This is a genomic window from Chryseobacterium sp. C-71 (assembly GCF_020911865.1).
Lineage (GTDB): Bacteria > Bacteroidota > Bacteroidia > Flavobacteriales > Weeksellaceae > Chryseobacterium.
The window spans coordinates 3,603,615-3,629,144 of record NZ_CP087131.1 but is presented as its reverse complement, the minus strand read 5'-3'; the positions used below and the strand labels follow the sequence as shown (position 1 = coordinate 3,629,144).

The window sequence follows — 25,530 nt, the reverse complement described above, 5'->3', positions numbered from 1 at the left end:
ACAATTAAAGATTGAATAGTTTTCGGCAAAGCCTAATGACACCGTTACTTCCTTTTACAAAACCTATTCTGTACATTTCATTTTCGTTATCAAGAATACCTTTTTGGTTGCAATCTATAAAAGCACTAAAGGTGCGTACTTTGAAAGATCCCGTTTGTTCTTCCTTTAACCGTCATCTTATATTCTTTCCCTCTTTCAATATTTCCAATTTCCACTTCCGGTAATTGAGATACCATAAGCCCAATACCAGTATTCCAAAATGCTGTTTTCCGTTGCAGGATTACCCGGAACTGTAGTATCAGTAGTGATTGTCTGTGCAGATAACACTCCTGATGAGACCAAGCCATTTTTTTAAAAGATAAATTCTTATCAGTTAATCCTTTACTTTTTTCAAATACATCCAATTTAGAAAGAATGATACTTTCTGTATTCTCAGATATTGGATTAATTGCTTTTAGATGATCGCCTGATTGATTCTGAAGATTTTGCTCGTCAAATGACTTTAACCTTTCATTCTCTAGCTTTAAAAATCACATTTGAGTTTTAGTATTTTTATATATCAAATAAAAACTTCCGTTTATAATTATAATAATGTTTAGCATAACATATTGAATTATTTTTTTGTTCACTAAATTATTTTAGAAAAAGTTTTTGAAGACAGTACATGCAATTTTATTGGTCGTACAAATAAAATTAATTCGATCAAGACGGCATTCATCTTTAGTAAACTGAGTAAGCCTATAATAATTTTTTGTAGCCATTACAATGACTACTTTTTAAGAACTTTCTTCATTTGCATATTCTTCTCAACTAAAATAATAGCGATGCTATTTTATTTTAAAAAGAATGACACTTTATTTTTCCAATTCATGATCTTTGCGATTCGATTATGTAGGCAATTTGATATTAGAATAGAACTTGCAAGCGTTAGTATTAAATATCCAATGATCTGTACTAACATAAACTAGATTGTTTTAAGATAAAGTTCCTGTAGTTCTTCTGCTGTAAATGCTTTGGAATGTACATTATGCACCAGCTGACCGTGCTTCATAATACCAATATTGGTCGCTACACTCACTGCATTAAAAATATCGTGGGTTGCCATAAAGACCGTTCTGCCTTCTTTCCCGAACTGGCGGACAATTTCTGTAAATTCTGCCGTAGCAATGGGATCCAGTCCGCTGGTCGGCTCATCCAGCAACAGCACTTTTGCATCCTTGGCCAACGCGATGGCAATTCCGACCTTTTGGCGCATCCCTTTGGAATATCCTCCAAGATCTTTGTGATGCGCACTCTCCTGAAGTCCTGTTCGTATCAAGAAGGATGACAGTTCATCTTTACTGTAATTGAAACCTGCAATCTTCGAAAAGAAATCCAGATTTTCTATCCCGCTGAGTTTGGGATAGAGCAATACTGTTTCCGGGATGTACGCCAAATGTTTTTTGATCTCCTGAGGATTTTCGTTCACAGAGATCCCGTTGATAAAAGCATCTCCGGAAGTTGCTTTGATAAGTCCCAGCAGAATATTGATCGTGGTACTTTTTCCCGCTCCGTTTTGGCCCAGCAAAGCGAATATTTCCCCTTTTCCCACTTCAAGATCAAGTGATCTTAGCGCTGTGAAATCATTGTATTTTTTATGTAGATTAATTGTCTTTAGCATAGTTTTCTAAATTTAAATTGTGAAAGAATGGTGAGTGAAATGATAAGAATGAGATAAGGTAAAAAGATCTTTAAAAAATCAATACTCAGATGATTCGTAAAAGATTTTGTGGTTTGTAAATTCCAGTTGACAGCATCCGCATTTTGACCGGAAAATATCAACGGATAAAATGACAGTCGTTTTTCCTCGTGAAATTTCTGCAAAGCCCTACCATACTCCAATTGATTATTAATGCCGGTTTCCGCCAATTGAGCTTCGGTAAGTTGAGTATGGACATTTGGTAGAAAATACCCCAAAATTTCCGCAGTTTTATTTCGCTTCTGCATTTTCTCTGTATACTGCTTGGAGGACGATGAAGCTTCCAGGTCTCCCATATGTTGCATGGCGTAATACCAGGTCCACGTAAATTCATCATTTTCCTCTACTTTAAAACCTTTAAATTGAGGATATGCAGTGTAGAACTTTTCCATGGTTGGTAGTTTTTCCTCGTCCCATTTGTTATGATAACCTTCTCTCTGCTGCATCACGGCTTTTAAAGATTCCTGAACGGGATAATATTTTTGGATCAGGATGTTGCTTCCCATTGGAATAATGAAATTCATCCCTACCCAAACAATCAATAAGATCAATGCATTTTGAGCTGATGATCTCCTGAATGAGATGATCCAGCGACAAAGAACAAACCAAAACAAGATATACAACCAACCTGAAAGAATGAAAACTATCAATGGTAAATTTAGAGGGATTGAAATCCAAACGATTGCTATTGCTATCAATACCAGATAGATCGTACTGACAGCCAAAAACCGAATCAGCAGTTTCGCGTCCACTAATTTTCCCAAATGACTGCTTTGGACAGACAGCAATTTCCATCTGCCACTCTCCTCTTCTTCAGAGATCAAATTGTAACAGAATGCAACAATAATGAGCGGAAATAGAAAGACCAATACGAAACTGAAATCAAAATTACCGACTGCTGCATTTGCGGGATTATAAAAATCAGCATTATAGCGCTGTTCTTCCAGATTTCTGATTGTAACGCCCTGAATTGATGGCTTGATATCACGCATCCCGATGTTAAGCGCCGCTAATTTTGGTGTTTCGTTGATCAGATTAAATTTGATGTAATATAAGATCAATCCCAGATCGTCTTTGTGATATTTTACATTTTTATCAATACTTTCTTTCTGATACTGCTCAGTTTTCGAGATGATCTCCTGATTTTTGTCCAGGAACTTCTTTCCCGTGTAGATGGCCATCATACCAGCTAAAAATAAAAAAAGAAGTGCTATGGTGTAAGCTTTATTTCGATAAAACTGTTTGTATAAATAATTTTTCATTTAAATTAATTTTAAGTTTCGACCAGATATTTCAATCATTAAAACACATATTGTCAACCAAAAAATAAGGGCTGCAGCCGGCATCCATTGTTGCTGAATACTTTTAGAAAATGAAGTAAAACGGTATTCGAAATCCGGAAATTTCTTCCAGTTATCACCTTCGATGATGGCTGGCGGACCACCTTTCTCAGGCTTTATATTGCTGATCTTTTCAATCTGAAGGTCATTAAGCTTCTGTGCCATTTTGTAACGGTAGTCCTCTGCCTGCTTCTGAAATTGGGTATATGAATAATAATCTGTTCCGGCTGCGATCATCGAGAAATTCCGGATGGCAACCATCGGATCAACAAACGCACTGATATCAGAAAACCGTTGCTGATCACGATAGGTTTTTTCCAATTCTTTTTGATGGGAGATGTAGATCTGCGAACTTATGCGCTCACCTTCCTTCATCACAAAACCACTGTAATTGAAAGGCAATTCATTTGTCGAGCCTACTTTGTAACGAGCCAAAAGAGAATCTTTGATATTTTTAAAATGAGGATCATCTGGATTATGACTGTCTCCGGCCTTCAGAATATCTTTTTCCAAGACGGTCTCAAACGCGATCCTGGAAGGTATTGGATACAGATTTTGTGCAGCAAACTGAATTCCTTTCGGTAAAAAAATAACTAATACCAGCCAAAAACCTATTAGACCTACCAATGCAGATGACGCTGTTCTACTGTTTGCAGAAATGAAAATAGTCAAACTGGAAATAAAAAAATAATACACCATATATGCTGGGAGAATAGTCAGAAGTCTAAATACAACATCAGTCCAAACAACGGCTTCTGAAACGACCGCAACAAAAAAGACAACAGGTAGTACCGGTACTAAGAACAATAATGAGAATTGCCAAAGTCCCAATACCTTACCCCAGATAATTTCTCTTCCAGATGCGCCCTGGGTACTAAGAATCTTAAGTGTTGCATCTTCCCTCTCCTTTGCTACAAGCCCAAAACCTAAAAATAAAATGATCAGCGGTACGAGACACTGAAGGATAAATGCACTGCTAAACGTGCCGAAACGTACCAAGGTTCCAGAGCTTCCCGCCTCCGAAAGATTGGCAGAATTTTGTTTATGGGCTTCAAGAAATATGACATTTCCTAAATAATCATCCAATCCATTATCAAAAATACTCAGCGGATGTCCCAGTCTGAAAACAAGATAGCCGTAATGTGCCATTCTATGCGGATGTTTTGCAGGTCTGTGTTCCCACTGTTCCCGCACTTCTTTCCTATATTTTCCAATCTGAGCACTTGTGTCATTATATTTAATGAAACCAACTCCGATACTCAAGAAGCAAAACAGAAGTATGGTTGCGGTGATCAGCAGGTTTTGTTGTCCTTTCATCAGGTCCTGCCGGGTTTTGCTGATGATGAGTTGTAAAGTGGATCTTGCCATCGTTTAAAATTTATAAGTAGCCGTTATTAAATAATTTCTTGGAGCGCCGGGAAATAACCTCAAATAATTTTGGGCGCCTATCCAATAGGAGGTGTTGGTTATGTTATTCACGTTGATTGAGAATTGAACTTTTGATCTAAAAGGTGAGTAATATAAAGCGACGTCCACGGTTGCATAGGAAGGAAGCTCAAAACTTCTGGTGAACCAAGGGACTTTTGAACTTTGATACAACATTCCCAATCCAACTCCGAAATTCTTCAGAGCTTTGATATTGGAAAAATTATATCTTGTCCAGATATTGACGGAGTTTTTGGAAGTATTTTCTTTCCGTTTCCCGTTCAGGTCAGCATTAGAATCATTTAAGACCTTAGCATCAATGTAGCTGTATCCACCGTAGATATGCCATTGTGGTACAATGTATCCTGTGAATTCAGCTTCGAAACCTCGGCTTCGGTCCGCGCCACGCTGTATCAGTTCGTCCGGCTCTGCGGGATTGTTGGCATTGATCAGAATATTCCTTTGATTGATCTCATACAAAGCCAGATTCACCGCGATCCTTCCAAATAATTGTGCCTTCATTCCAAATTCCTTCAGGTCAGAAGTTAAAGGCTTGAATCTTGCAGCCGAATTCGAACCGCTAAAACTTCCCGTATTTGGCATCAGTGTCACCGTATTAGACTGCGGCTGATAGCCTGTAAGATAGGTTCCGTAAATATTGATCTCATCTGTGATGCTGTAGGTGATCCCTAATCTGTAAAGTAATTTAGCATTATCAAAAGATGTTTCATTGGACTTTTTGAAGTTGGTAATATCCTGAAACCATTCCTGCCGAACTCCAGATAGTATTTTGAATCTTTTCCAAGTCAAAAGATGCTGAATATACGCTGCATGCGTGGTTGTAAGTGCAGACGGTAAGGCGGTCATCACATTCATATGATAAAAATCAACACCCTGATGATTCTGTGCTCCCGGCGTCAGGTCAAATGGTGAAACATTGAGTTTTGGCATCAGTGATCCATTGTAATTGACCAGTTGATAATTGTCTGCCTTAGTAGAATCATATGAAGAGGCGACAGAACCATCCTTCAATAGGAAACCTCTTGCGGCATTCTGTTGTCCGCCATCCCTTTTTTCCCAGATCTGTGTATCATAACCTATCAAGGTCTGGTGCTCGACTTTTCCTGTCTTAAAATCAAAATTGAAGTAGGCATTTACATTGTCAACTTCCCAACTTTGCCTTCTTTGGATAAACTGCATCATTGCCAGACTGGGAATTGGTTGATTGTCAATGTCGGGAGCGAAAGCATTAGTTGTACGATGCTCTTGCAGATCTTCACGCCAAAACTGTTTCATGTAGGAAGCATTGAAACTTATGTTTTTGTTGAAATGATGCGCAAAAGAACCCATGATGATCAGTTCTTTTGTTTTAAAATAATCAGCGGGAGCACCCAGATTTAAGCTTTTCGGAGTACTTTTCAAATCGGTCTTTCCAGCCACAGCTCCAAAAATGGGCTGGCCACGGTCAAGATTTCCGTGAAGGTTATTGAAGATCAATTCTACATTTAAGGATGTTTTTTCGTTCGGAACGTAACTTATGGATGGAGAAATTAAAATGCCATTATTATTTACATTGTCCCGAAATGAACCTGCATCTTGATAAGCGCCGTTGAAGCGGTATAATAAAGTTTTATTCTTATTAAGAGGACCTGTAAGATCCGCTGTCGCACGGTAGGTATCAAAACTTCCGCCAGAAAAACTGACCTCATGAAGAGAATTGAGCAATGGCTTTTTGGTCACCATATTGATCGTGCCTCCGGGATCTACGCTGGACATCGTAATACTTGCGGGACCTTTGAAGACCTCAACCCTTTCGATATTAGAGGTCATTGGCTGGAGAAAATAGAATTGTCTCGTCCGCAATCCGTTGACGATCTGTCCCTCTTCATTTTGACTGATACCGCGGATGTTGTACTGATTATAATAGCTGGAAGGAGAAACACCGCTTACATTTTTCATCACATCACCAAGCTGGAAAGCCTGCCGGTCATTCATCAATTCTTTGGTGACCGTATTCAAAGTTAATGGGAGATCTTTGTTTTTGATCGCTATTTTGGTGGCGACGAATGAATAATCGGAAGTATATCCTTTGGATTTTCGACCGATGATCTCTACTGTTTGTATGGTCGCAGAAACCGAATCGATTTTAGATTTCTGCGCATTAAAAAAAGGAGATATGAAGATAAAAGCGGCAGCAGGTAGCCTTATTTTTTTTGTGGAAATAAAATAAATTATTCCCAAATTAATGCAATTTTTGGTTGTCATTGAATAAATGAATGAGACTGACATCGTTATTATGTCAACTATTAGTAAAAGGAGCTATTGTAGTGATTTAATACAAAAAGTCCACAGATATTGTCTTACAGATCAGAAAACCTGCATGGGTTGGTTGGAGTAAATACAGAATATTATACTGCAGAATTAAGACAATGATGGCGGTGCTCTGGAACTGAAATAGTCGAGCAAACAACGATAACTAATCGCCTTCGTATGAGGGATCTCTTGATTAATAAGATTGTTTATAGGAAATTCGAGCGAGAAAGAATCTGTTATCATAATGTGATTCATCTGCATGTGAAGCGCACACTGACATTCGTCATCCTGAGAAATAGACGAGTGTTTTTCGGTCTTAGAATTTTTTGATTTTGCAGAAATGTTTTTGCTGTGTTGGGTATGTTCTATGTATGTACCCAAACCACTGACATTATAAAAAAACATCAGCAATAAAGAGAAAACAAAAAAGTTTCTGAAAGTTTTTTGCATATCGAAGGGTACAAAAATACAATATATTTTTAGTTTTATTTTAAAAACAGTCAAATAAAAAAAGATTAAAACTAGTTTAAGCGATAAAAAATTACAATGCTCTTATGCTTTGTTTTTTTATATTATTGATTGACAGTTTGCAATAATGATAAGAATATATATTGCTTGATTCGATTGTTTGAAAAGAAAAGCTGGTTTGCAATTTTTGTTCACGTCTCATAAATTAAAAACAGGACATGCTACATACATATCCGAGTCTTTTAACAATTAACGGATTACAACTATTATTGGAACCGTTATAACCTACAAAGAAAATGAACTGTGCCCAACGACAAAGTTCATTTAAAACCCTATTCTTTTATCAAGTCTTCGATTTGTTTCATGAATTTCTCAGAACTATAATCTGCAAAACCTTCGTGATGAAGTCTAATGTTGCCGTTCTTATCAAGTACAACTATTTTGGGCAATGCTCCATTGTAGATTACAACGGGAACAGGATCCGTTGCTTTGAAAAATGGAATCGAAAAATTTTCATTTTTTAGATCCATTTAATAATTCTGCTGTGGCTTTGCCTATTCCGGTTGAACCAACTACAATTAATGTTTGTTTCATTTTTATCTTTTTTAAGATGTTAATTTCGTATTAAGCTCCGTAAGTAAATTCATAATTTTTCACAATTGCAGGGTTAAGACTGTTCCCCACATGACATAAATTCTTTGCTGAATTTTCCATCCACTCCTTTTGTTCTGCTGTATAGTCTTCTTTATCAAAGAACAGCTTAACATTGATTGTTCCTACTTTTCCTCCTTCTGCGGACATTTCATAAGATAACTCGCTTCTTGAGCCGTTTACTTCGAAATCTTTTTTTCTGGCATAAAAATCAACGGTTGCTAACATACAGCTTGCATAAGAACTCATAAGAAGATCAACAGGACTGAATTTCATATCTACTTTGATTGGATCCGTATCCGCTGCTGTTTTTGTGTTTGAACTATATCTACCTTTATAGGTAGTTTCTATTAATTTGGACATCTTTTTAAATTTTACTATTAATACTTAATTTGGAATGCAAATGCGGACACCATTTACGCTACATCTGCTCCCATGTCTATTGGTGAACGCATAACATTCAGTTGTAAATCAATCTTTTCTAATTTTCAGATCACTAAAAGATTTATTCTTTATTTTGTTCCGTAAAAGCATTCGTAATTTTTATGATTGAAGGATTAAGGCTGTTTTCTACGTGACATAAGTTTTTTGCCGCATGCTCGATGATTTCTTTGAAGTATATTCCTTGTCAAAGAATAAATTCAAACGGATTGTTCCTACTTGTCCGCCTTCTTGTTCTATTATTTGTGACAGGTTATTTCAATTTGTGAGAGTGAATACGAAATGAATTTTATGTTGGAATTAGATGCTACATCCATCAATTCCACACATATTGTCTCCTGATTCCTTTGACAGATCAACAATGCTTTCCTGGTAGGTCTGTGAAAGCGCTTTTGCAAAAATTCCCACAGGTTGTGCTCCTGAAACGGCATATTTACCATCAAGAATATAATATGGCACACCTGTTATTCCTAGATTTTGTGCCTCCATGATATCCTGTTTTACTTCATAGTTGTAATCATCTTCAGCTAATACTTTTCGCGTCTGGGATTGGTCTAAGCCGAGTTCCTCAGCAAGGGAGACTAAAAATTCAACATCCGCAATATTTTTTCCGTCAACAAAGTGAGCTTTAAACAAAGCCTCCTCCATCTCATCGGCTTTACCATTTTCTTTCGCCAAATGCAATAATTTATGAGCTGGAAAAGTATCAGCAGCAATGACCTGATCGTAATTAAAAGTGACACCGGCATTTTTTCCCATTTCTTTTAATTGATTCAAAAACTGATCAAGGTGAGCCTTAGAAAAACCTTTACGATTCATCATATACTCGCTGATACTCAAAGTTCCGGAGCTTTCTTTTAAAGTAGGATCCAACTGGAAGCTTTTCCACTCTACTTCCACTTGATCTTTAAACGAAGAATCTGCTAATGCTTGCTCAAAATTCTTCTTTGCGATGTAGCAGAAAGGACACATGATGTCCGACCATACCTGTATTTTCATTGTCTTGTTATTTTTAAAGTTATTTAAAGATTGTTATTCACGATTTCTGCAAGTTGCTCAGATGAAAGTACACCGGAATGTCTCCATTTCATTTGGCCTTTTTTAAACAGCATCGTCGTAGGTACACCTCTAATCTCGAATATTTCAGCTAGGCCCGGGTTCTGATCAATATCGACCCGTTCGTAATGGATCGCCTCGCTATAATTTTCTATGGTTTGATCGAGGTGCGGCTTCATGGCAATACATGGACCACACCAAGAGGCGTGAAAATTGATCATTGTTAATTGATCAGATTCTATTTTGTTAGCTAAATTCATTTTTTTGATATTTTAAAATGGAGAACAACAGCAACATTTCGATTAGGAACACCGCTGTTGTAATACATTAAATTAGACCACAGCATTTAAGCTCTTATTGATACTAATCTTTACGGGTTCTGCAATGGTTCTGTATCCCGGAGATACCTTACGTACATGTTCTGCAATAGCAGCATACTCCTCTTCGGTTCCACTACCACTAACTTCAAAATTGAATTGAAGTTCTTCAAATCCAACCGAAACATTCGGATCAACTTCCAAAAACCCGCGTAGATCAAGATTCCCTACAATGGTAAGGTTAACACTGTCAAGCTTGATTCCTTTACTGGTAGCCCCTGCGACAAAACCAACCATCATACATCCTGCTAAACCTCCTAAAATATAATCCTGAGGATTCGGGTGCAGGTTGTCTCCCAACAATTCTGCAGGCTCCCCGATCTGGTATTTGAATTGTTTTTCAACGAAAGCGCTTCCTATCTTTTTACTGTGCGTGGTGATTTCAGTATTCACACCACCTTTCCAGGTTGCGGTTACCCCTAATGCAGCAATTGCTTCAGCAGGTTTGTTAGTAATCACTTCTATATAATTTCCTAATGCTTCTAAATTTACATTGTTTAACATAACCGATTGTTTTTAAATTTTGTACTACAAAGGTACTGGCTAGAAAGCTTCAAGAAAATGGACAAAACTGAAAACAAATAGCACTTATTGATTCGAATTCGTTTAAGTGGATGACAAGAATGTTTTTTTGCAGAAGAAAATGCAACCTTTTTAGAAATGAATAACTAAGTCTTAACAAAAGATAAATCTTGATCGTTTAGAGATACCTGATAATACTTGTTCATCTATAACAACACGTGATCGTCCAGATCGAAATAATCAAAGATCTAAAGTTAGATAGATAAAGAACAAGGGTAAATCAAATTACTTCAGCGCTATATCTGAAATTCCATAAGTGCCCTAATTTCAGCTGATCAGAAATCAATTCACAGTTGATTAAACTTTACATGTTCATATCTTTTTTCATACATCGAAGCTTGGAGAATAAGACCTGACCTGAGCTGAATCAAAATTTCATTTTGAAACTGTACCTCTTTCTCTAACAACTGGTGCCAAAACTCAGGACGATTCGAAAAATTTTCATAATAGTCCAAGGTGTCAATAATTCCAATAAGAAGTGGAACTAAAGGAGTAGAGAACTTCAAATCAGAAGTCATACCAGCAAATGCATCTAAGATCAAGAGTTCGATTGGCTCCGGTTCTTCATAGTTGTCCGCATACACGTCTGCATCAGCGTTACTTTTTTCGATCGCCTCTAAGTAAATTTGAAGATGGCCAGTACGGATATCGGAGATTAACTGTCGTTTATTTATATTGATATGGAGGTATTGATTCAGCGTCCCTTTAAAGTTCGGCAATTGACTATAAAAGCCCAACAGGGCTATAACTAAACTTTTTCTTTGCTCCAAGGAAGAAGGTACCAGTCCTTCGATCAAGTTCCGGGTATGCTGGCTGATGTGTTTTACAATATCCATATCGCAATAGAATCTCCTGTCTGCTAACTATTGAAAGGATTTTCGGAAAGATGTGGGTGATTGACCAGTATATTTTTTGAAGTATCGGATAAAATAAGATGAATCTTCAAAACCTATTTTATCCGCGATCTGATTGACATTGAATTCAGAATGAAGCAAGAGTCTTTTTGCTTCCAATACAATCCTTTCATGGATCATTTCGGATGGTTTTTTATTGAGCAGTTGCAGCGTAAGATTTGACAAGGTTCTCAGGGAAACAAAAAGCATTTCGGCATATTGAGATGCAGGAATTCCTTTGGTATAGTTTTCTTCTATCAGATTTACAAAATGGATCAACTGGGTACGTTTCTCATCCACAATAAAAGGCGAAAGTCCCTTATTGAGTTGTTCAAGTTCATATTTGCGGCGTTGAACCTGAATCAAAAATGCTTTCAGATATAGCCTCAGCAATTCTTCCTGACCGTATTTATCATGCTCTTTAAGCTCAGTCTGCATCTGGACAATATACTCATCCAATTTGTACTCATTTCCGCTTCCTACACAGCAAGAAGGAATCTGATAGGGATTATTGAACATGCTGCACTTGAGGAAAAAATCAACATCGTTTTCCTTTTGAACCAAAAAATCTTCGGAAAAATTGATAACAAACCCTTCATAATCCGTATTATGATCAAAAGCATGAACCTGGTTTTTAGCAATAAAGAAGATCGTGTTTTCCGATACATCGTATTCATTGAAATCAACAAAATGCTTTCCAGTAACTGACTTGAACCAGATAACTTGATAGAAACTGTGGATATGTGGTTTGGCCATATCTTCCCGATGTTCTTGTATCAAATCTGATAAAGACCGGATCTCAAACTGCATTTTATCTGGAAAATCAGCATATAAATGATATTCGTTAATAGCTTCCTTTTCCTTCTTTTTCATATAATTACCTTCAGTTTATATTTAATGTATGCGTTGAACAAAGATAAGAGTATTTCCATATTTCACTCACAGCAGCTATAAAATTTGATAGGTTACTTTATAAATTTTCCCTTGATGGGACTGATTAAATAGCATTCGGACTACTTTTCATTGCTATCGAATTATCGACAAAAATTTATATTTCAGTTCTTGGAGCGATTTTAATAGTGGTGGCATTGGGAAATAAGGGAAAATGCCGTGGAAACAGCTGTTCACCAAATTTAAGTAAAAGAATAATCAACAAATAAGGCCGCAGACTAATTTAAAAGACACTTTTATAAAATGTGAGTATAAATCGAATTCCAATCAAGGTAATTATTCTCTTGGAACTAAATTTTCACAAAGAGTCCAAGATTGCTGCAATCGAATTTACTCCGAGATTAGCTGGTCAATTTGACCCTCCGTTCCAATCTTAGACTGTATATTGATCTTTCTTATAGTACCTTTGATTAATTAATGTCAATCCATTTTATTCTTTCAAAAGCTGATTGATTTCTTCATAGAAAGAATCTTTGCTGTAGTCTGCCATTCCTTCGTGTTTCATTCTTATCTTTCCTGTCTTGTCCAAAACTACACTTGTAGGTAATGAGCCACTAAAGTATTCCTTTGGGATATTTCCATTTGGAAATAAAAACGGCACTGTGAATTTTTCTTTTTCAAGGAACATTTTTCCAGCATCCAGATCTTCATCCAGATTTACAGTGAGGAAAACGAGCTCATCTCTGCTTCTGTATTTTTCAAAAAACTTCTGAATTGAAGGAAATTCAGCTCTGCAAGGAGGACACCAAGACGCCCAGAAATTAATAAAGACCACTTTACCCTTCAGTCCAGAAACATTGATGATCTTTCCGTTTTCATCTTTTACAGTAAAGCTTTCAGAGATGGATGGATTCATTTCCTCTAAGGGTTTTCCAACACTTTTTTTCTCAATTTTTGAATTCAGTAGACCTGTAGAAATGATTTGTCGCATCAGCCAGGCTTTCGCATCCGGACTGACCAAGAGGAGAATAAATATTCCCACGAAAAGTACAGTACTCCAGTTTTTTTTGAGCCATATTTTGAATTTTTCCATTTTTATATAGTAATGCTTATTGCAAAATTTGTTTTCTTACTTCTGCTTCCTCCACAAATCCCAGATTTTCCCAGATCACAATTTTGTTTTTGTATAATTTTAAAACAGGAAGTGCAGAAACATTCAGTTCTTTACATAGTTGAGTTTTTTCATCAGCATTGATTCTTACGACTTTTACTTTGTCTGACAATTCAGATCCTATTTTTTTGAGGTATGGCTCCATTTTTCTGCAGGGGGCGCACCATTCTGCATAGAAATCTACCAGAACAAGAGTTTCACTATCCAATAATTCATTGTATTGCGCAAGACTCATTCCTGCAGTGTTGGACTTTTTTATCTCCGGGAGATCTGCGTTTCTCCATTTCATCATTCCACCTTCCATTACATAGACTTTCTTAAAACCCATTTCCTGCAATTTTGTACTAGCAGCAGTGCTTCTCGGTCCGCTCATACAATAAACATACACCGGTTTGTTCTTGTCCAAAGCTTTAGATTTCTCTTCGAAATCATCTGCTTTCCAATCGATATTCATTGCGTTGATAAGATGTCCGTTCAGGAATTCATCTGGAGTTCTTACATCGACGAGCTGAGCATCTTTAGCAGTTTCTATTTTTTTGTAGAACTCTTTAGCCGGTAGACTTTTTTGTTCAGTTTTATTCTGTGCTATGAGAACTCCTGGTACAACAAGTACCAGAAATACTGTGATCAATTTTTTATACATTTTCTACTATTTTACTTCATTATCATTTAAAAATATCATCAATTTGTAGTCTTGAATTGGGTCACGCAACATTTTACAACTCCTTATACAAAATGATTCCCTGCATCCAATCACTTTTTTCTTCCAACGAACCTTATTACCGAGCCTACTCCATTGTGATAAAATCCTTCACTTAGTTCAATTTCCAGTTCAGATAATTCAATAATTTCATAGTTTGGAAAGTCTGATCTGATCTCTTCTATTGAAAATAAACTTTCAATATCTTTTGGTCCACCTACTTTATCGTCTGCCGTAACATAATCGATATGTTTTTTACTAAATGCTTCAAAGATGATGGTTCCATTTTTTTTCAGTAATCTGTCAAATGTTTGATGGTAAAGCGATTTGATAGTTGGAGGAAAATGTGCGTAGATCAAAGCGATTGCATCAAATTGTTCATTTTCAAAATCAAATGTTTCCAATTCACCAACTTTGTAATTGATTGTCACATCATTTTTGTTAGCAAGTTTAACCGCTTTGTTTTTACCTTCAACACTAATGTCGAACGCAGAAACATTCCAACCTCTTTTGGCGGCAAAAACGGCATTTCGTCCTTCCCCTTCTGCAGGGAAAAGAATGGAACCAACCGTTAGTTTTGACAATTGTTCTTTTAAATAATTATTGGGTTCTTCACCATAAGCAAACTCTTCCTTGCTATATCGGTCATCCCATCTCGAAGTCCACAGATCGTTTACTTTATGATCTTCCATATTAATGTTTTTTATTTTGTTTCAATTTAGTGATTTCAGATATTACAATTAGAAGTTGCACCGTTTGCAGCCTGCCACTCTCTCATTCCGCCAGAAAAATTTTTCACTCTTTCAAAACCATTCTTTCTTAGAAGTGAATATGCGATCGCTGCCCTGTCACCGCTCTGGCAATGAATGATCACCGTTTTATCTTTAGAAATTTTGTCAAGATGGTCTTCCATTGTACCGACAAAAACATTGTCTGCGTTTTGTATGTGAGCTTCTTCATACTCTGTTTTGTTTCTTACATCCACAATCTGTACATCATCTCGATCTATATAGGTTTTAAACTCATTAATATCAATGATATCAGAAGTCAGCAAATCTAAACCAAAATCATTTACATCTTCAATATATCCCATCATTTGATCCATACCAATTCGCATTAGTTTTCTTGTAAGATCATCTATCTTGTCTTGTTCGGCAATCAGAATAAATGGTTGAGAGTAATCTAAAATCCAACCCATCCACGTTGAAAAAGAATTATTACCCTGAATATTGATACTTTTAGGAATAAAACCGTTTGCAAAATCCACTTTATCTCTTGTATCAATGACGGTCACATCTTCAGAATATGCTTTGAGAAATTCTTCTCTGGAAAGTTTCTTTTGTTTTGGAACTTCTGTCAATAAAGGCCTGTCCTCTTTATTGAGTTTTTTCATCATTGCAAAATACTTTGGCGGTTCAGGTTGCCCTTCCAATAAGTAGTCAATGAAACCATCTTCATCATCTTTATATTGAAATGCCCAATTACGGATCTTTTCATAGCCAATGGTAGAACTTGGAACTGCTCCAAGAGATTTCCCGCACGCAGAACCGGCACCGTGTCCAGGCCAAACCTGAATATATGAAGGAAGCCTGCTGAAATCCTGTACCGACTGATACATTTCTTTCGCTCCCTTTTCCTGAGTTCCTTCAATTCCGGCTGCTTTTTCCAAAAGATCCGGTCTTCCGACATCGCCTACAAAAACAAAATCTCCGGTGAATATAATAACCGGCTCATCTGTAGCCGGATGATCGGTCAGCAAAAAACTGATGCTTTCAGGTGTATGTCCGGGTGTATGAATTACTTTTAAAGTCAGGTTTCCAACTTTTATTTCATCGCCGTTCCTTAAACCGATATGTGGAAACTGATATTGCCAATCATCACCGCCTTCATCAGAAAGATAAAGATCAGCACCAGTCACTGCGGCAAGCTCACGTGAGCCGGACAGAAAATCTGCGTGAATATGGGTTTCTGTGATATGTGTTATTTTAAGATTATTTTCTTTTGCTATCTGAAGGTAGGTATCAATATCTCTTTTTGCATCGATAACAATCGCTTCTCCTTTTGCCTGACAACCGATCAGGTAACTTGCCTGCGCTAGGCTCTTATCGTAAATATGTTGAAAAAACATAACTTTTATTTTTATTAAACTTAATTTTATATGTTAAGCGAAAGTGCAGAATAAACTCTTTAAAAGCTTCTCTCGATAGAAAACCTGCCGATCTACTTCTAATGTGGTAGTTTTTCTCTGTAATATCCGTAGACCCAAGTTCCAAAAATGGCACTTATTAATGTAACGATCACAACCAATGATCCTGTTCCGATCTGCGCGAACAACGGTCCGGGACAAGCGCCGGTAATTGCCCAACCAAAACCAAAGATAATACCGCCATAAATTTGTCCTTTATTGAATTTTTTCGGTGCAATGGTAATAGTTTCTCCATCGAGGGTTTTGATATTGAATTTCTTGATCAGCCAAATTGAGATCATTCCTGTAACTATTGCACTTCCGATAATGCCAAACATATGAAATGACTGAAGGCGGAACATTTCCTGAATTCTGAACCAGCTGATCACTTCAGACTTGACGAAAACAATTCCGAATAAAATTCCTACTACAAGGTATTTTATTTGGTAAGACCAGTGATCTTTCGCCGGGTTTCCTGTAACGTTTACACCATCCTTACGCAATGTGTTTTTTTCTTTTTTCATAATAATTAAAAATTTAAAGTGAAAGAATAATTGGTAAAATCACATTTGCCATCAGAAACCCTCCAGCCATAAAACAAATCGTCGCAACTAACGATGGCCACTGAAGATTGGACAATCCCATAATGGCATGACCACTTGTACAGCCGCCTGCATAGCGGGTTCCGAAACCCACCAAAAAACCACCGCCAATCATAATGATGAAGCCTTTTAGAGTTAAAAGATTCGCAAAATTCATCAACTGAACAGGAACGAGATTGCTGTAATTGGTGATTCCGTAGCCGCTCAATTCAGATTTAAGATTTGGATTTACGATAATTTCTCCCGGATTCATCAGAAATTGAGAGGCAACCAATCCGCCTAATAAAATTCCGAAGACAAAAAACAAGTTCCATACTTCTTTCTTCCAGTCGTATTTGAAGAAGTTGATATTGGCAGGCACACATGCTGCACAGATATGCCGCAAAGACGAGCTGATTCCGAAAGATTTGTTACCTAAGATCAGTAAAATTGGAACAGTGAGACCTACCAAAGGACCCGCAATATACCAAGGCCAGGGTTCTCTTATAATTTCTATCATTAATTATTTTTTTAATTTATTTTGAAACTTTTTTTTGAAAGTATGTATTGACGATTCTTAACCAATTCTTTATGAAGTACAAATTTCGATCTTCTCATTCTTTTCTACAGCTACTTTTGTTACATAAGAATTTTATCTTCTGTTTTATTAATTTAAAACAAAACTTCTTTAATGATAATGTAAATTCCCATTATGAGAATGAAATATCCAAAGACAGGTTTCAGCTTTTTGCCGTCAATTTTTTTAGATAATTCAGTACCTATGAGAATTCCTATTATAGAAATTGCTGAAATAGTCCCTAAAAAATTCCAATTGATACCAACACTGTTCATTGATGAAAAAAATCCAATCAAAGAATTGAATGAAACAATTACCAATGAAGTTCCGATGGCGACTTTTATCGGCGTTTTCAACAAATTGACCAATGCCGGGATGATCAAAAATCCGCCGCCTGCCCCAAGTAAACCTGTAATGATTCCCACAGCTGAGCCTTGTCCTGCTGCCAGAACTGTCTTGTTTTTGGATGTGATATTTTTCTCGTTCGAATCCCCTTTTTTTTGAATCATTTTATAGGAGGCGATAATCATTAAAGCTGCAAAAATTAATAATAAAAGCAGATTCTTGGTTAGCAGAAAACCGCCCACAGCAAATACTTGATCAGGAATCAGAGGCAAGAGAAAATTTCTTGTGATGAAAATAGAAATAACTGATGGGATTCCAAAAACCAACGCTGTTCTTATGTTGACCAAACCATTTTTAAAATAAGAAAAGGAGCCTACCAAACTACTGATTCCTACAATAAAAAGCGAATATTCTGTCGCAAGAAAAACATCAATCCCAAAAAGATAAACCAAAACCGGAACAGTAAGAATACTTCCTCCGCCACCCAGCAATCCTAGCGAAATCCCGATAAAAACAGATGCTATATATCCAAATATTTCCATTCTTTAACTTTAATAACGCAAAAGTGGAAATATTAGAATTGCTGCACCGCTACTTTTGTTACATAAGGAAAGTTACTAGGAATCCGAAAGAACAATTTTATTTCTTCCTAGTTTTAATTTACCGGCATCTTCGAGTTGTTTAAGAAGTCTTGAAACCACTACTCTGGCTGTACCAAGCTCATTGGCGAGTTGCTCGTGAGTCGTGACAATGGTTTTAGATTGAGAAATTTCAGACTTTTTCTCAAGCAGTTGTAGTAATCTTTCATCCACTTTTTTGAAAGCGATGGCATTGATGATGTCAAGTAATTCTTCAAAACGCTTGTGATACAGACGGAAAATATAATCTACCCATTCCGGATAGTCCTTCATAAAAAGAGATGCTTTTTCTACAGGCAAAAACAAGATCTCGGATTCCTCTTCAATTTCTGCTTTCAGGATGCTTTTCTCATCGTGGATCCCGCCAAGGAAAGACATAATACAGCTTTCACCGGCCTTGATGAAGTACAGTAGAATTTCCCTACCATCTTCCTCAGTCCGGATGACCTTCATCATTCCTTTCATCACGATGGGTATTGCACGGATTGATGCATTTTCGTCTAAAATAATATCGCCTTGCTGATACTTTTTGATAAAGCCGTTTTGATATAATTTTTCCACCAAATCACTTGATGATTTAAATTCCGAAGCCAATACCGATTTTTCCATAATTATTAAATTGTAAACTTAAGCCAAATTCTCTTTAATTTTTCCAAGAAAACTGTTTAGAATTCAGATTCTAGCTCTGCAGATTCATAAAAATCTACTATTTCCTTTAATCCTATTCTCTGGAAATCTCCGACCACATTATTACATTCATTCATTAATTCATTTTTTGAATGTGAAGAAGAAACTCCCACCACGACCATTCCTGCGGATGTCGCTGCGTAAATACCCGCGAACGAATCTTCAAATACAATACAATTTACCGGCTCGACGCCTAACTTATCGGCAGCCTTTAAATAGCATTCAGGCGATGGTTTACCGTCAACAACATCGTTGGCTGTAATCATCACATCAAAATACAGATCTAAGTTCTTTTGTGTGATGACTCTGGTTAGTTTTTCCAGATCCGAGCTTGTTACCAATCCTAATTTTATTTTTGATTCTTTTAAATGCGGTAACAATGTAGCAATTCCCGGAATTTCAGGAAAAGACATCTGATCTTCAAATGCTTTAAATTCTTTTAAAAGATTCTCTTTCTTGACCTCGCCAATATCTCTGAATTGTGCTTCAAATAATTTTTTCACTGTCATTCCGCGGATCTGTTTTTCAAAGCCTTCGAAGTAAACATTATATTTCTTGGCAGCGGTTCTCCAAAAATTTTCATATTGCGGTTCTGTATTGATCAAAACCCCATCCATATCAAAAATGATCGCCTTGAGATCTAATTTATTGTTTGTCATATTTTATCAATTAATTACATATTTTCCAAAATTGATCATTTTGAATATCTACTAAAATTTATATATCCACTTCTGGTAAAACGTGTATTTAAGTCAAAAATAGAATTCACGGATTGATTATGATATACCAAAACCGCTTATTTAAATATCATTTTGATAAGTATCATCTTTTCTACACTCCTTCGATCCTATTTTATTATTATAATGAATTTTCAAAAGGCCTTCTTTTCTTAATATCAAAATAGTTGAGAATCTTCTAATATTAAAATTTATTTCTCGCTGTTTGGCTGTATCTTTCATCATTGAATATCCGTAACTATTTAACTGATAAAAATTTCCGCATTACTTTCAAAACATTAACCTTTGTTGGTAAATGTCCATTAAATAAAACAAATCTTCACAATACATCTTTTAATAAATGAAAAAAGCCACGATTATCTTTACGCTCATTTTTACACTCGCAATACAATCTTGCGTTAAAAAAGACGATAAACAAATTGAAAATACAGCAAGGGTTGATGCAACCTTAACTGATTCGCTTACAAAACAAAATGATAGCTTACAACGTGATTCTTCTCAAAAAAATATTACTGAAAATAATGATCTGCTTTTTGCTATCGAAGGACTGTATCAATCTAAAGACAATGCCAGTTGTAAAATGGATCTGAAATTATATTATTCGGAAGGAAAATTAAAATATGATTTAACAACGGATAATCAGACACGTACAGACTTCGCTACTTTAACATTGGATGAGAAAAAAGAGCGCTATTTTGTTACGCTAAAAAATATAAAATGGAGTAAAAATATTGGTGTGGTAGATCCAGAGGGAAATGCCATTGACAAGAATCTTTCTCTTCCTGACGAGATTCAGGGATCATTGGATAAAAATGGAATTATGATTCAAAACTATGGCAACGCAATGAATGATTATGAAAAGTTTGCTGAATGTGGATTGAAATATATCAGCTTGATCAAAGTCGTAAAATAACCAAAATATTAAAAGACAAAACCTACTCAATTAAAGTAGGTTTTGTCTCTTGTATTCATCAATTTTATGCTGTACGACTAAAGAGATAGAATCAGTTTTTCTCCGTCTTCGGGAATGATCAATTTATCTTGTCCGATCTTCAATTCTGAAGCTTTCTTTTTCAGAATGGCTCTGGTCGTAAAGCAATGATCCAATGCATCCATGTGAACTGCTATTACTTTTGCTTTTCCACTGGCAGCTATCAAAGCCATCGTCTGCACTTCATTCATAATGATCGGTGTATCACTAAAGTCTTTCATCAGCGCTCCTCCAGAATTAACAATAATATAATCGGGTTTGAATTTTTCAATATCTTTTTTAATATCTTCATTCCAGATCGTATCTCCTACAATGTAAACCGTAGGCTGGTTCTTAGCTTGTAAAACAAATCCTGATGTTTTACCCATCATTTCTAACACCTTACCGGAACCATGTTTTCCTTCCACACGGTTTATAGTGATGCCGTTCCATACTTTTTGACCCTCTACAACAGTAGCATTGATAAAGCCTTCTTTTTTGAAAAATTCTTTATCGGCAGGTTGCATGATCAATTCTACAGATTTATTTAGGGTGCTGCTTGCTGGCTTGTCAAAATGATCTTCGTGAGTATGGGTAACAATAACAAGATCAATGTCCTTCACAATTTCTTCCACAGGCATTGTCAGCTCAACCGTAGGATTTTTTTGAATACCCGCCCATGAATCAATTGCCCCTTTCTGAGACAGCATAGGATCTACCAATATTTTTTTTCCTGCGTAGTCAATGACCAGGGTCGCATTTCTAACTAACTGGACAGTGGGTTTTGTATCAGATTTTGTCTGTCCGAATGAAAAGACAGATGACAGTGTAAGTGCAAATGCTACAATTACTTTTTTCATAATATTCTTTTTTTATATTTTATTAATAATCTCAATTCTTTCAGCGACGATTTTACAGAAATGATTACACTGCAAAGGTCTTAATAAGAACATATCATTACAGTATCTAAATGATGCGATTTACCGCCATTTTGATAACCTGATTATATTCCCAAATTTCACCGCTTTTAATTATGTTGAATGAATGAGATTCGAGATGATGCTTTTTTAATCTCTTTGAATCAATTTAACTTTTATATGTAAATATTCTCCTAATAAATATTAGGCATATTGTAAGCATCTGCTATCAATGCAGCAGAATGTAAAATACCTTCTGGCGAATATCCCAAATTAGCGATCATCAGTTCATCAGCTCCCGATATCTTTTGAAACTCATTAAGTCCGGCGACGACCTGATCGGCAGTTCCCTGAATCATTTTTTGATTCCAGCTGTCCAACACATAGCTTTCATATTCAGAATAGTTGTAATTTTTTAATTCTTCAGGTGAAGGGATGACGTACGATTCACCTTTCATCATCCGAAGCATACTATGCGAAAAAGAATGCGTCTGGATTCTTGCTTCTTCTTCACTGTCCGCCGCAAATACTGAAAATGATGCGATAGTATAAGGTTGATCCAGAATTTCTGAAGGTCTGAAATTCTTCCTGTACAAATCAAAAGCAATTGACAGATTCTCCGGAGCCAGCTGTGCCGCAAATGCAAAAGGCAAACCTAATTTACCCGCCAACTGAGCTGAGTATCCCGATGATCCCAAAAGCCATACAGATGGTGCGTCAAAAGATCTTTCAATACCGTTTTCTCTATCCTGTCCGGGTCCCGGAACAGCAAAAACTTTTTCTTTGTACTTATTTCCTGCCGGAAAATCGTCTTCAAGAAAATGCAGTAATTCCTCTAACTGCTCAGGAAAATCTTCCACACCTATATGACCACGGCGAAGTGCCGACGCTGTAAGCCCATTGGTTCCGGGAGCACGTCCAATTCCAAGATCTATACGTCCGGGAGCCATCGCCTGAAGCATCCCGAATTGTTCAGCAACGACCAATGGAGGAAAGTTAGGTAACATCATCCCGCCAGATCCCAACCGTATATTCTGAGTTTCTCCGATAAGTCTGGATAGCAATATAGCGGGCGACGAAGTAGAAACGGCTGGCATTCCATGATGCTCTGCTACCCAATAACGACCGAATCCACGCTGGTCTGCATATTTTGCCAACTTAATACTCGTTTCTATGGCTTCTATAGCAGAATGACCTTTTCCTGTAGTAGACACGTCGAGAATTGATAGGGGTACAGGTGCATTTCCTTGTTTTAACAGTGGAGAAAAAGCAGTTTTTTTATTTTTATCAGCTGTTGTATTTTTCATAACCTCTTGATTTTAAATTATAGTGCAAAATTACCCCGGTTCTTAAACTAGTTAGATATCAAAAAACAGATAAGAAATACCATTTTGATAAACCGACAGAGAAATGATTTTTCCGGAAATCTCTTCCTTGATTGAGTCACACTTTATGCTTCATATTGTTCTCTGCTGTTTGGATTGACCTGCGTGTATAATTAAAAATATCCTCAGCAAAATAATTGTCAAGGATATTCTTCTATTGTTAGAAAATGTTTTCTACTGATTAAGAAACAGCATTTAAAAACTCGTCCGTAGTTTTTATTTCGCCGTAGAAAAATTCCAATGCTGCTAAAAAAGCGTGATGTACATCATCGGCCTTTACCGTCTTTCCGTTGATTTCCAAATCTTTTGATGCGCAGGCATCACCGATAACAGTACACTTATAACCAAAGTCAAATGCTGCTCTTGTAGTCGCATCAACACACATATGGGTCATCATTCCTGTGATAATTACTTCTGTCACGCCGTTTTCTTTCAAATATTCACCTAGCCCAGTTTCTCTAAAACTGTTTGGATAATACTTTTGAAAGATTTGCTCTCCATCTAAGGGTTTTACATTTTCGTGGATTTCAGCTCCAGGCGTTCCCTCTACAAAAATCGGCAATGCTTCGGGATCAGCCGATAGATGCTGAATGTGTGCAATAGGCAACTTTTTTGCACGAAAATGCTCAAGAACTTTACCAGCATTCAGGCTTGCCTCAACAGGATTGACCAATGTGAGATTTCCGTTTTCAAAATATTCATTCTGGATATCGATGATAATTAATGCTTGTTTGCTCATAATTAGATATTTATTATAACGCAAAATTACCACCTGATTGAATGTGTGTCTATATCAAATTATTACGAAAAAATGTCATTTTGATAAGGGAAATTATGGTGTATCGGAAAGTGAAATATCCGGTTTAAGTCGCATTTCATTCTAATCATAACTATTTCGTTGTATCTTTGATTCTTTAAAGTTATTATGAAAACAATCAATTTTCACAAAACAGAATGCGGTGTAGATTTTTTCATCAATATTCTGAATCAGGACACCATCAACTATCTGCAGACCGATGTCCACAATACTGACTATTTTGAGGTTGTTTTTTTTTCGAAAGCTGAGGGTACAGTACATATTAATGATACCAAAATTAATATTCACGATAACTCAATCGTATTTATCTCAGCTTTTCAAAAGAGAGCCTGGAAAATTAAGCAAGATGGACTTGAGTTCAAAACTTTAATATTCAGGGAAGACTTTCTCAATGAATTCTTTGCTGATAAATTTTTCACTCACAAAATGCTGTTTTTTTATCAGCTCAACCATGAGTTACTTCTCAATGTGAGTGATTCTGAAATGAAAAGGTTCAATGAATTTCTGGTAGAAATCAAAACTGAACTTGTGCACACAAAAAAAGACAGCGTTCACATTATCAGATCGATCCTGTACTACCTTTTACAAACCATAAATCGACGGTATGCCTCTGCTAACGATCTAATGATTGAGAAGGACGATAAAAATTATGCAGTACAATATAAATCTCTTCTTGAGAAACACATCTGTCAGAAAAAAAATATTGAAGATTACACCGTTTTATTAAATATCAGCAGGATTACCCTTAATAAGGCAGTCAAGGAACAATATAATGTGACTGCTACAGAACTTCTAAAACAGCGTTTATTGGCGGAAATAAAAGATCGATTGGTTTACTCTAATAAAACAGTTTCGGAAATATCTTTTGATTTGAACTACGCTGAACCGGGGCATATGATGAGATTTTTTAAAATGCAGACAGGAATGACTACCTCCGAATATCTGGAAAGTCTAAGCACGGTGTAAACTTATTACAAACAGATTTATAACAATTCTTAAGCTGCGTATTTAACCAATTGGGAAGCATTGATAAAGGACATAAATTGTCTCTTCGAGTTACAAGATTCCATTCAATTCATGCTGAAATTTGACTATAGCATATTTTAGCTTACCTTTGCAACTGTACATTACACATAATCAGGTACATACCAAAAGGTAAGAAATACGTTATATCAATGAATTTAAGCGATATCAATATTTGTGACGAAAACTGTCCTGTCCGAAAATCTCTTCAACTTTTAAGCGGAAAATGGACTTTATTGATTTTATACCAGATCAATGATCAGAAAGTAAGGTACGGGGAATTAAAGCGTAAAATCCCGGGAATCAGTGAAAAAATGCTCATTCAGGAATTGAATAGATTGATAGAGTACGAACTGGTTCAAAAAAAATCTTTTCCTCAAATTCCGCCGAAAGTAGAATATACATTGTCTGAAAAAGGCTTAAGCACATTACCCATTATTGAGCAGTTAGCCACATTTGGACTTAATCATCTTGTTTAATTTTTAATATAACAAGAAATCAAAAATAAATCGACTTCAACTGATAATATTCATACTTACTATATGACCAAAGAGTAGTAATTTTATCATCGCAGAATCTAATGAGACTTCTACTATCTTTATTTATTGTTTTCACCATTGCT

The 25,530-nt window shown here is 36.2% G+C and carries 28 protein-coding genes; 3 read left to right on the top strand and 25 right to left on the bottom strand.

Annotation, left to right across the window (positions count from 1 at the left end; translation table 11 throughout):
- Positions 1-195: 195 nt before the first annotated feature.
- From LNP04_RS16820 to LNP04_RS16715, 22 genes are all read right to left on the bottom strand, one after another.
- Positions 196-342: a hypothetical protein gene (locus tag LNP04_RS16820; RefSeq protein WP_229984048.1), complete on the bottom strand. Its 147-nt coding sequence runs from the start codon at positions 340-342 to the stop codon at positions 196-198.
- 622 nt (positions 343-964) lie between these two features.
- Positions 965-1,660: an ABC transporter ATP-binding protein gene (locus LNP04_RS16815; protein ID WP_229984047.1), complete on the bottom strand. Its 696-nt coding sequence runs from the start codon at positions 1,658-1,660 to the stop codon at positions 965-967.
- The gene (locus LNP04_RS16810; protein WP_229984046.1) at positions 1,654-3,000 is read right to left on the bottom strand and encodes a DUF3526 domain-containing protein; all 1,347 of its coding nucleotides are present in this window, start codon (positions 2,998-3,000) and stop codon (positions 1,654-1,656) included. Before LNP04_RS16810 ends, LNP04_RS16815 begins: the two co-directional genes overlap by 7 nt.
- Complete coding sequence (locus LNP04_RS16805) at positions 3,001-4,446, bottom strand: DUF3526 domain-containing protein (protein WP_229984045.1); 1,446 nt, start codon at positions 4,444-4,446, stop codon at positions 3,001-3,003.
- A 3-nt stretch (positions 4,447-4,449) separates the two neighbouring features.
- On the bottom strand, positions 4,450-6,744 hold the full coding sequence (locus LNP04_RS16800; RefSeq protein WP_229984044.1) for a TonB-dependent siderophore receptor: 2,295 nt from the start codon (positions 6,742-6,744) through the stop codon (positions 4,450-4,452).
- 180 nt (positions 6,745-6,924) lie between these two features.
- The gene (locus LNP04_RS16795; protein WP_229984043.1) at positions 6,925-7,266 is read right to left on the bottom strand and encodes a hypothetical protein; all 342 of its coding nucleotides are present in this window, start codon (positions 7,264-7,266) and stop codon (positions 6,925-6,927) included.
- Positions 7,267-7,616: 350 nt separating this feature from the next.
- On the bottom strand, positions 7,617-7,814 hold the full coding sequence (locus tag LNP04_RS16790) for a hypothetical protein (RefSeq protein WP_229984042.1): 198 nt from the start codon (positions 7,812-7,814) through the stop codon (positions 7,617-7,619).
- A gap of 94 nt (positions 7,815-7,908) precedes the next feature.
- Positions 7,909-8,298, bottom strand: coding sequence for an OsmC family protein (locus LNP04_RS16785; RefSeq protein WP_229984041.1), 390 nt, complete (start codon positions 8,296-8,298; stop codon positions 7,909-7,911).
- A 378-nt stretch (positions 8,299-8,676) separates the two neighbouring features.
- Positions 8,677-9,375, bottom strand: coding sequence for a DsbA family oxidoreductase (locus LNP04_RS16780; RefSeq protein ID WP_229984040.1), 699 nt, complete (start codon positions 9,373-9,375; stop codon positions 8,677-8,679).
- Positions 9,376-9,398: 23 nt separating this feature from the next.
- Positions 9,399-9,692 (bottom strand): co-chaperone YbbN, encoded by a 294-nt coding sequence (locus LNP04_RS16775; RefSeq protein ID WP_229984039.1) that lies wholly within the window; start codon positions 9,690-9,692, stop codon positions 9,399-9,401.
- Between the two features lie 72 nt (positions 9,693-9,764).
- Positions 9,765-10,313 (bottom strand): OsmC family protein, encoded by a 549-nt coding sequence (locus tag LNP04_RS16770; protein WP_229984038.1) that lies wholly within the window; start codon positions 10,311-10,313, stop codon positions 9,765-9,767.
- A gap of 365 nt (positions 10,314-10,678) precedes the next feature.
- Complete coding sequence (locus tag LNP04_RS16765) at positions 10,679-11,227, bottom strand: hypothetical protein (protein WP_229984037.1); 549 nt, start codon at positions 11,225-11,227, stop codon at positions 10,679-10,681.
- 27 nt (positions 11,228-11,254) lie between these two features.
- Positions 11,255-12,157, bottom strand: coding sequence for an AraC family transcriptional regulator (locus LNP04_RS16760; protein WP_229984036.1), 903 nt, complete (start codon positions 12,155-12,157; stop codon positions 11,255-11,257).
- A gap of 508 nt (positions 12,158-12,665) precedes the next feature.
- A complete protein-coding gene (locus LNP04_RS16755; RefSeq protein WP_229984035.1) occupies positions 12,666-13,268 on the bottom strand; it encodes a TlpA disulfide reductase family protein in 603 nt (200 codons plus the stop codon).
- Between the two features lie 16 nt (positions 13,269-13,284).
- Positions 13,285-13,989 carry a rhodanese-like domain-containing protein gene (locus LNP04_RS16750; RefSeq protein ID WP_229984034.1) on the bottom strand — a complete coding sequence of 235 codons (705 nt, stop codon included), beginning with the start codon at positions 13,987-13,989 and terminating at the stop codon, positions 13,285-13,287.
- Between the two features lie 110 nt (positions 13,990-14,099).
- The gene (locus LNP04_RS16745) at positions 14,100-14,738 is read right to left on the bottom strand and encodes a bifunctional 2-polyprenyl-6-hydroxyphenol methylase/3-demethylubiquinol 3-O-methyltransferase UbiG (RefSeq protein ID WP_229984033.1); all 639 of its coding nucleotides are present in this window, start codon (positions 14,736-14,738) and stop codon (positions 14,100-14,102) included.
- 35 nt (positions 14,739-14,773) lie between these two features.
- Positions 14,774-16,174, bottom strand: a complete 1,401-nt coding sequence (locus tag LNP04_RS16740) for a rhodanese-like domain-containing protein (RefSeq protein WP_229984032.1) — start codon at positions 16,172-16,174, stop codon at positions 14,774-14,776.
- 98 nt (positions 16,175-16,272) lie between these two features.
- Positions 16,273-16,755, bottom strand: coding sequence for a DUF6691 family protein (locus LNP04_RS16735; protein WP_229984031.1), 483 nt, complete (start codon positions 16,753-16,755; stop codon positions 16,273-16,275).
- 13 nt (positions 16,756-16,768) lie between these two features.
- Positions 16,769-17,332: a YeeE/YedE family protein gene (locus LNP04_RS16730; RefSeq protein ID WP_229984030.1), complete on the bottom strand. Its 564-nt coding sequence runs from the start codon at positions 17,330-17,332 to the stop codon at positions 16,769-16,771.
- A 152-nt stretch (positions 17,333-17,484) separates the two neighbouring features.
- Entirely contained in the window at positions 17,485-18,276 is a 792-nt protein-coding gene (locus LNP04_RS16725; RefSeq protein ID WP_229984029.1) for a sulfite exporter TauE/SafE family protein, read from the bottom strand.
- Positions 18,277-18,351: 75 nt separating this feature from the next.
- Positions 18,352-18,981, bottom strand: a complete 630-nt coding sequence (locus LNP04_RS16720) for a Crp/Fnr family transcriptional regulator (protein WP_229984028.1) — start codon at positions 18,979-18,981, stop codon at positions 18,352-18,354.
- A 56-nt stretch (positions 18,982-19,037) separates the two neighbouring features.
- Positions 19,038-19,718 carry an HAD family phosphatase gene (locus LNP04_RS16715; protein ID WP_229984027.1) on the bottom strand — a complete coding sequence of 227 codons (681 nt, stop codon included), beginning with the start codon at positions 19,716-19,718 and terminating at the stop codon, positions 19,038-19,040.
- Positions 19,719-20,136: 418 nt separating this feature from the next.
- Between LNP04_RS16715 and LNP04_RS16710 the strand changes: the two genes are divergently transcribed.
- A complete protein-coding gene (locus LNP04_RS16710; protein ID WP_229984026.1) occupies positions 20,137-20,709 on the top strand; it encodes a hypothetical protein in 573 nt (190 codons plus the stop codon).
- Between the two features lie 77 nt (positions 20,710-20,786).
- Here LNP04_RS16710 and LNP04_RS16705 read toward each other — a convergent pair whose 3' ends face one another.
- The 3 genes from LNP04_RS16705 to LNP04_RS16695 form a co-directional block, all read right to left on the bottom strand.
- Positions 20,787-21,626 (bottom strand): MBL fold metallo-hydrolase, encoded by an 840-nt coding sequence (locus LNP04_RS16705; protein WP_229984025.1) that lies wholly within the window; start codon positions 21,624-21,626, stop codon positions 20,787-20,789.
- Between the two features lie 251 nt (positions 21,627-21,877).
- Positions 21,878-22,990 (bottom strand): LLM class flavin-dependent oxidoreductase, encoded by a 1,113-nt coding sequence (locus LNP04_RS16700; RefSeq protein ID WP_229984024.1) that lies wholly within the window; start codon positions 22,988-22,990, stop codon positions 21,878-21,880.
- A gap of 259 nt (positions 22,991-23,249) precedes the next feature.
- Positions 23,250-23,807, bottom strand: coding sequence for a cysteine hydrolase family protein (locus tag LNP04_RS16695; protein WP_229984023.1), 558 nt, complete (start codon positions 23,805-23,807; stop codon positions 23,250-23,252).
- Between the two features lie 186 nt (positions 23,808-23,993).
- Here LNP04_RS16695 and LNP04_RS16690 point away from each other — a divergent pair, with 186 nt between their 5' ends.
- Positions 23,994-24,851 carry an AraC family transcriptional regulator gene (locus LNP04_RS16690; RefSeq protein WP_229984022.1) on the top strand — a complete coding sequence of 286 codons (858 nt, stop codon included), beginning with the start codon at positions 23,994-23,996 and terminating at the stop codon, positions 24,849-24,851.
- A gap of 209 nt (positions 24,852-25,060) precedes the next feature.
- Entirely contained in the window at positions 25,061-25,387 is a 327-nt protein-coding gene (locus LNP04_RS16685) for a helix-turn-helix domain-containing protein (protein WP_056015184.1), read from the top strand.
- Positions 25,388-25,530 lie beyond the last annotated feature (143 nt).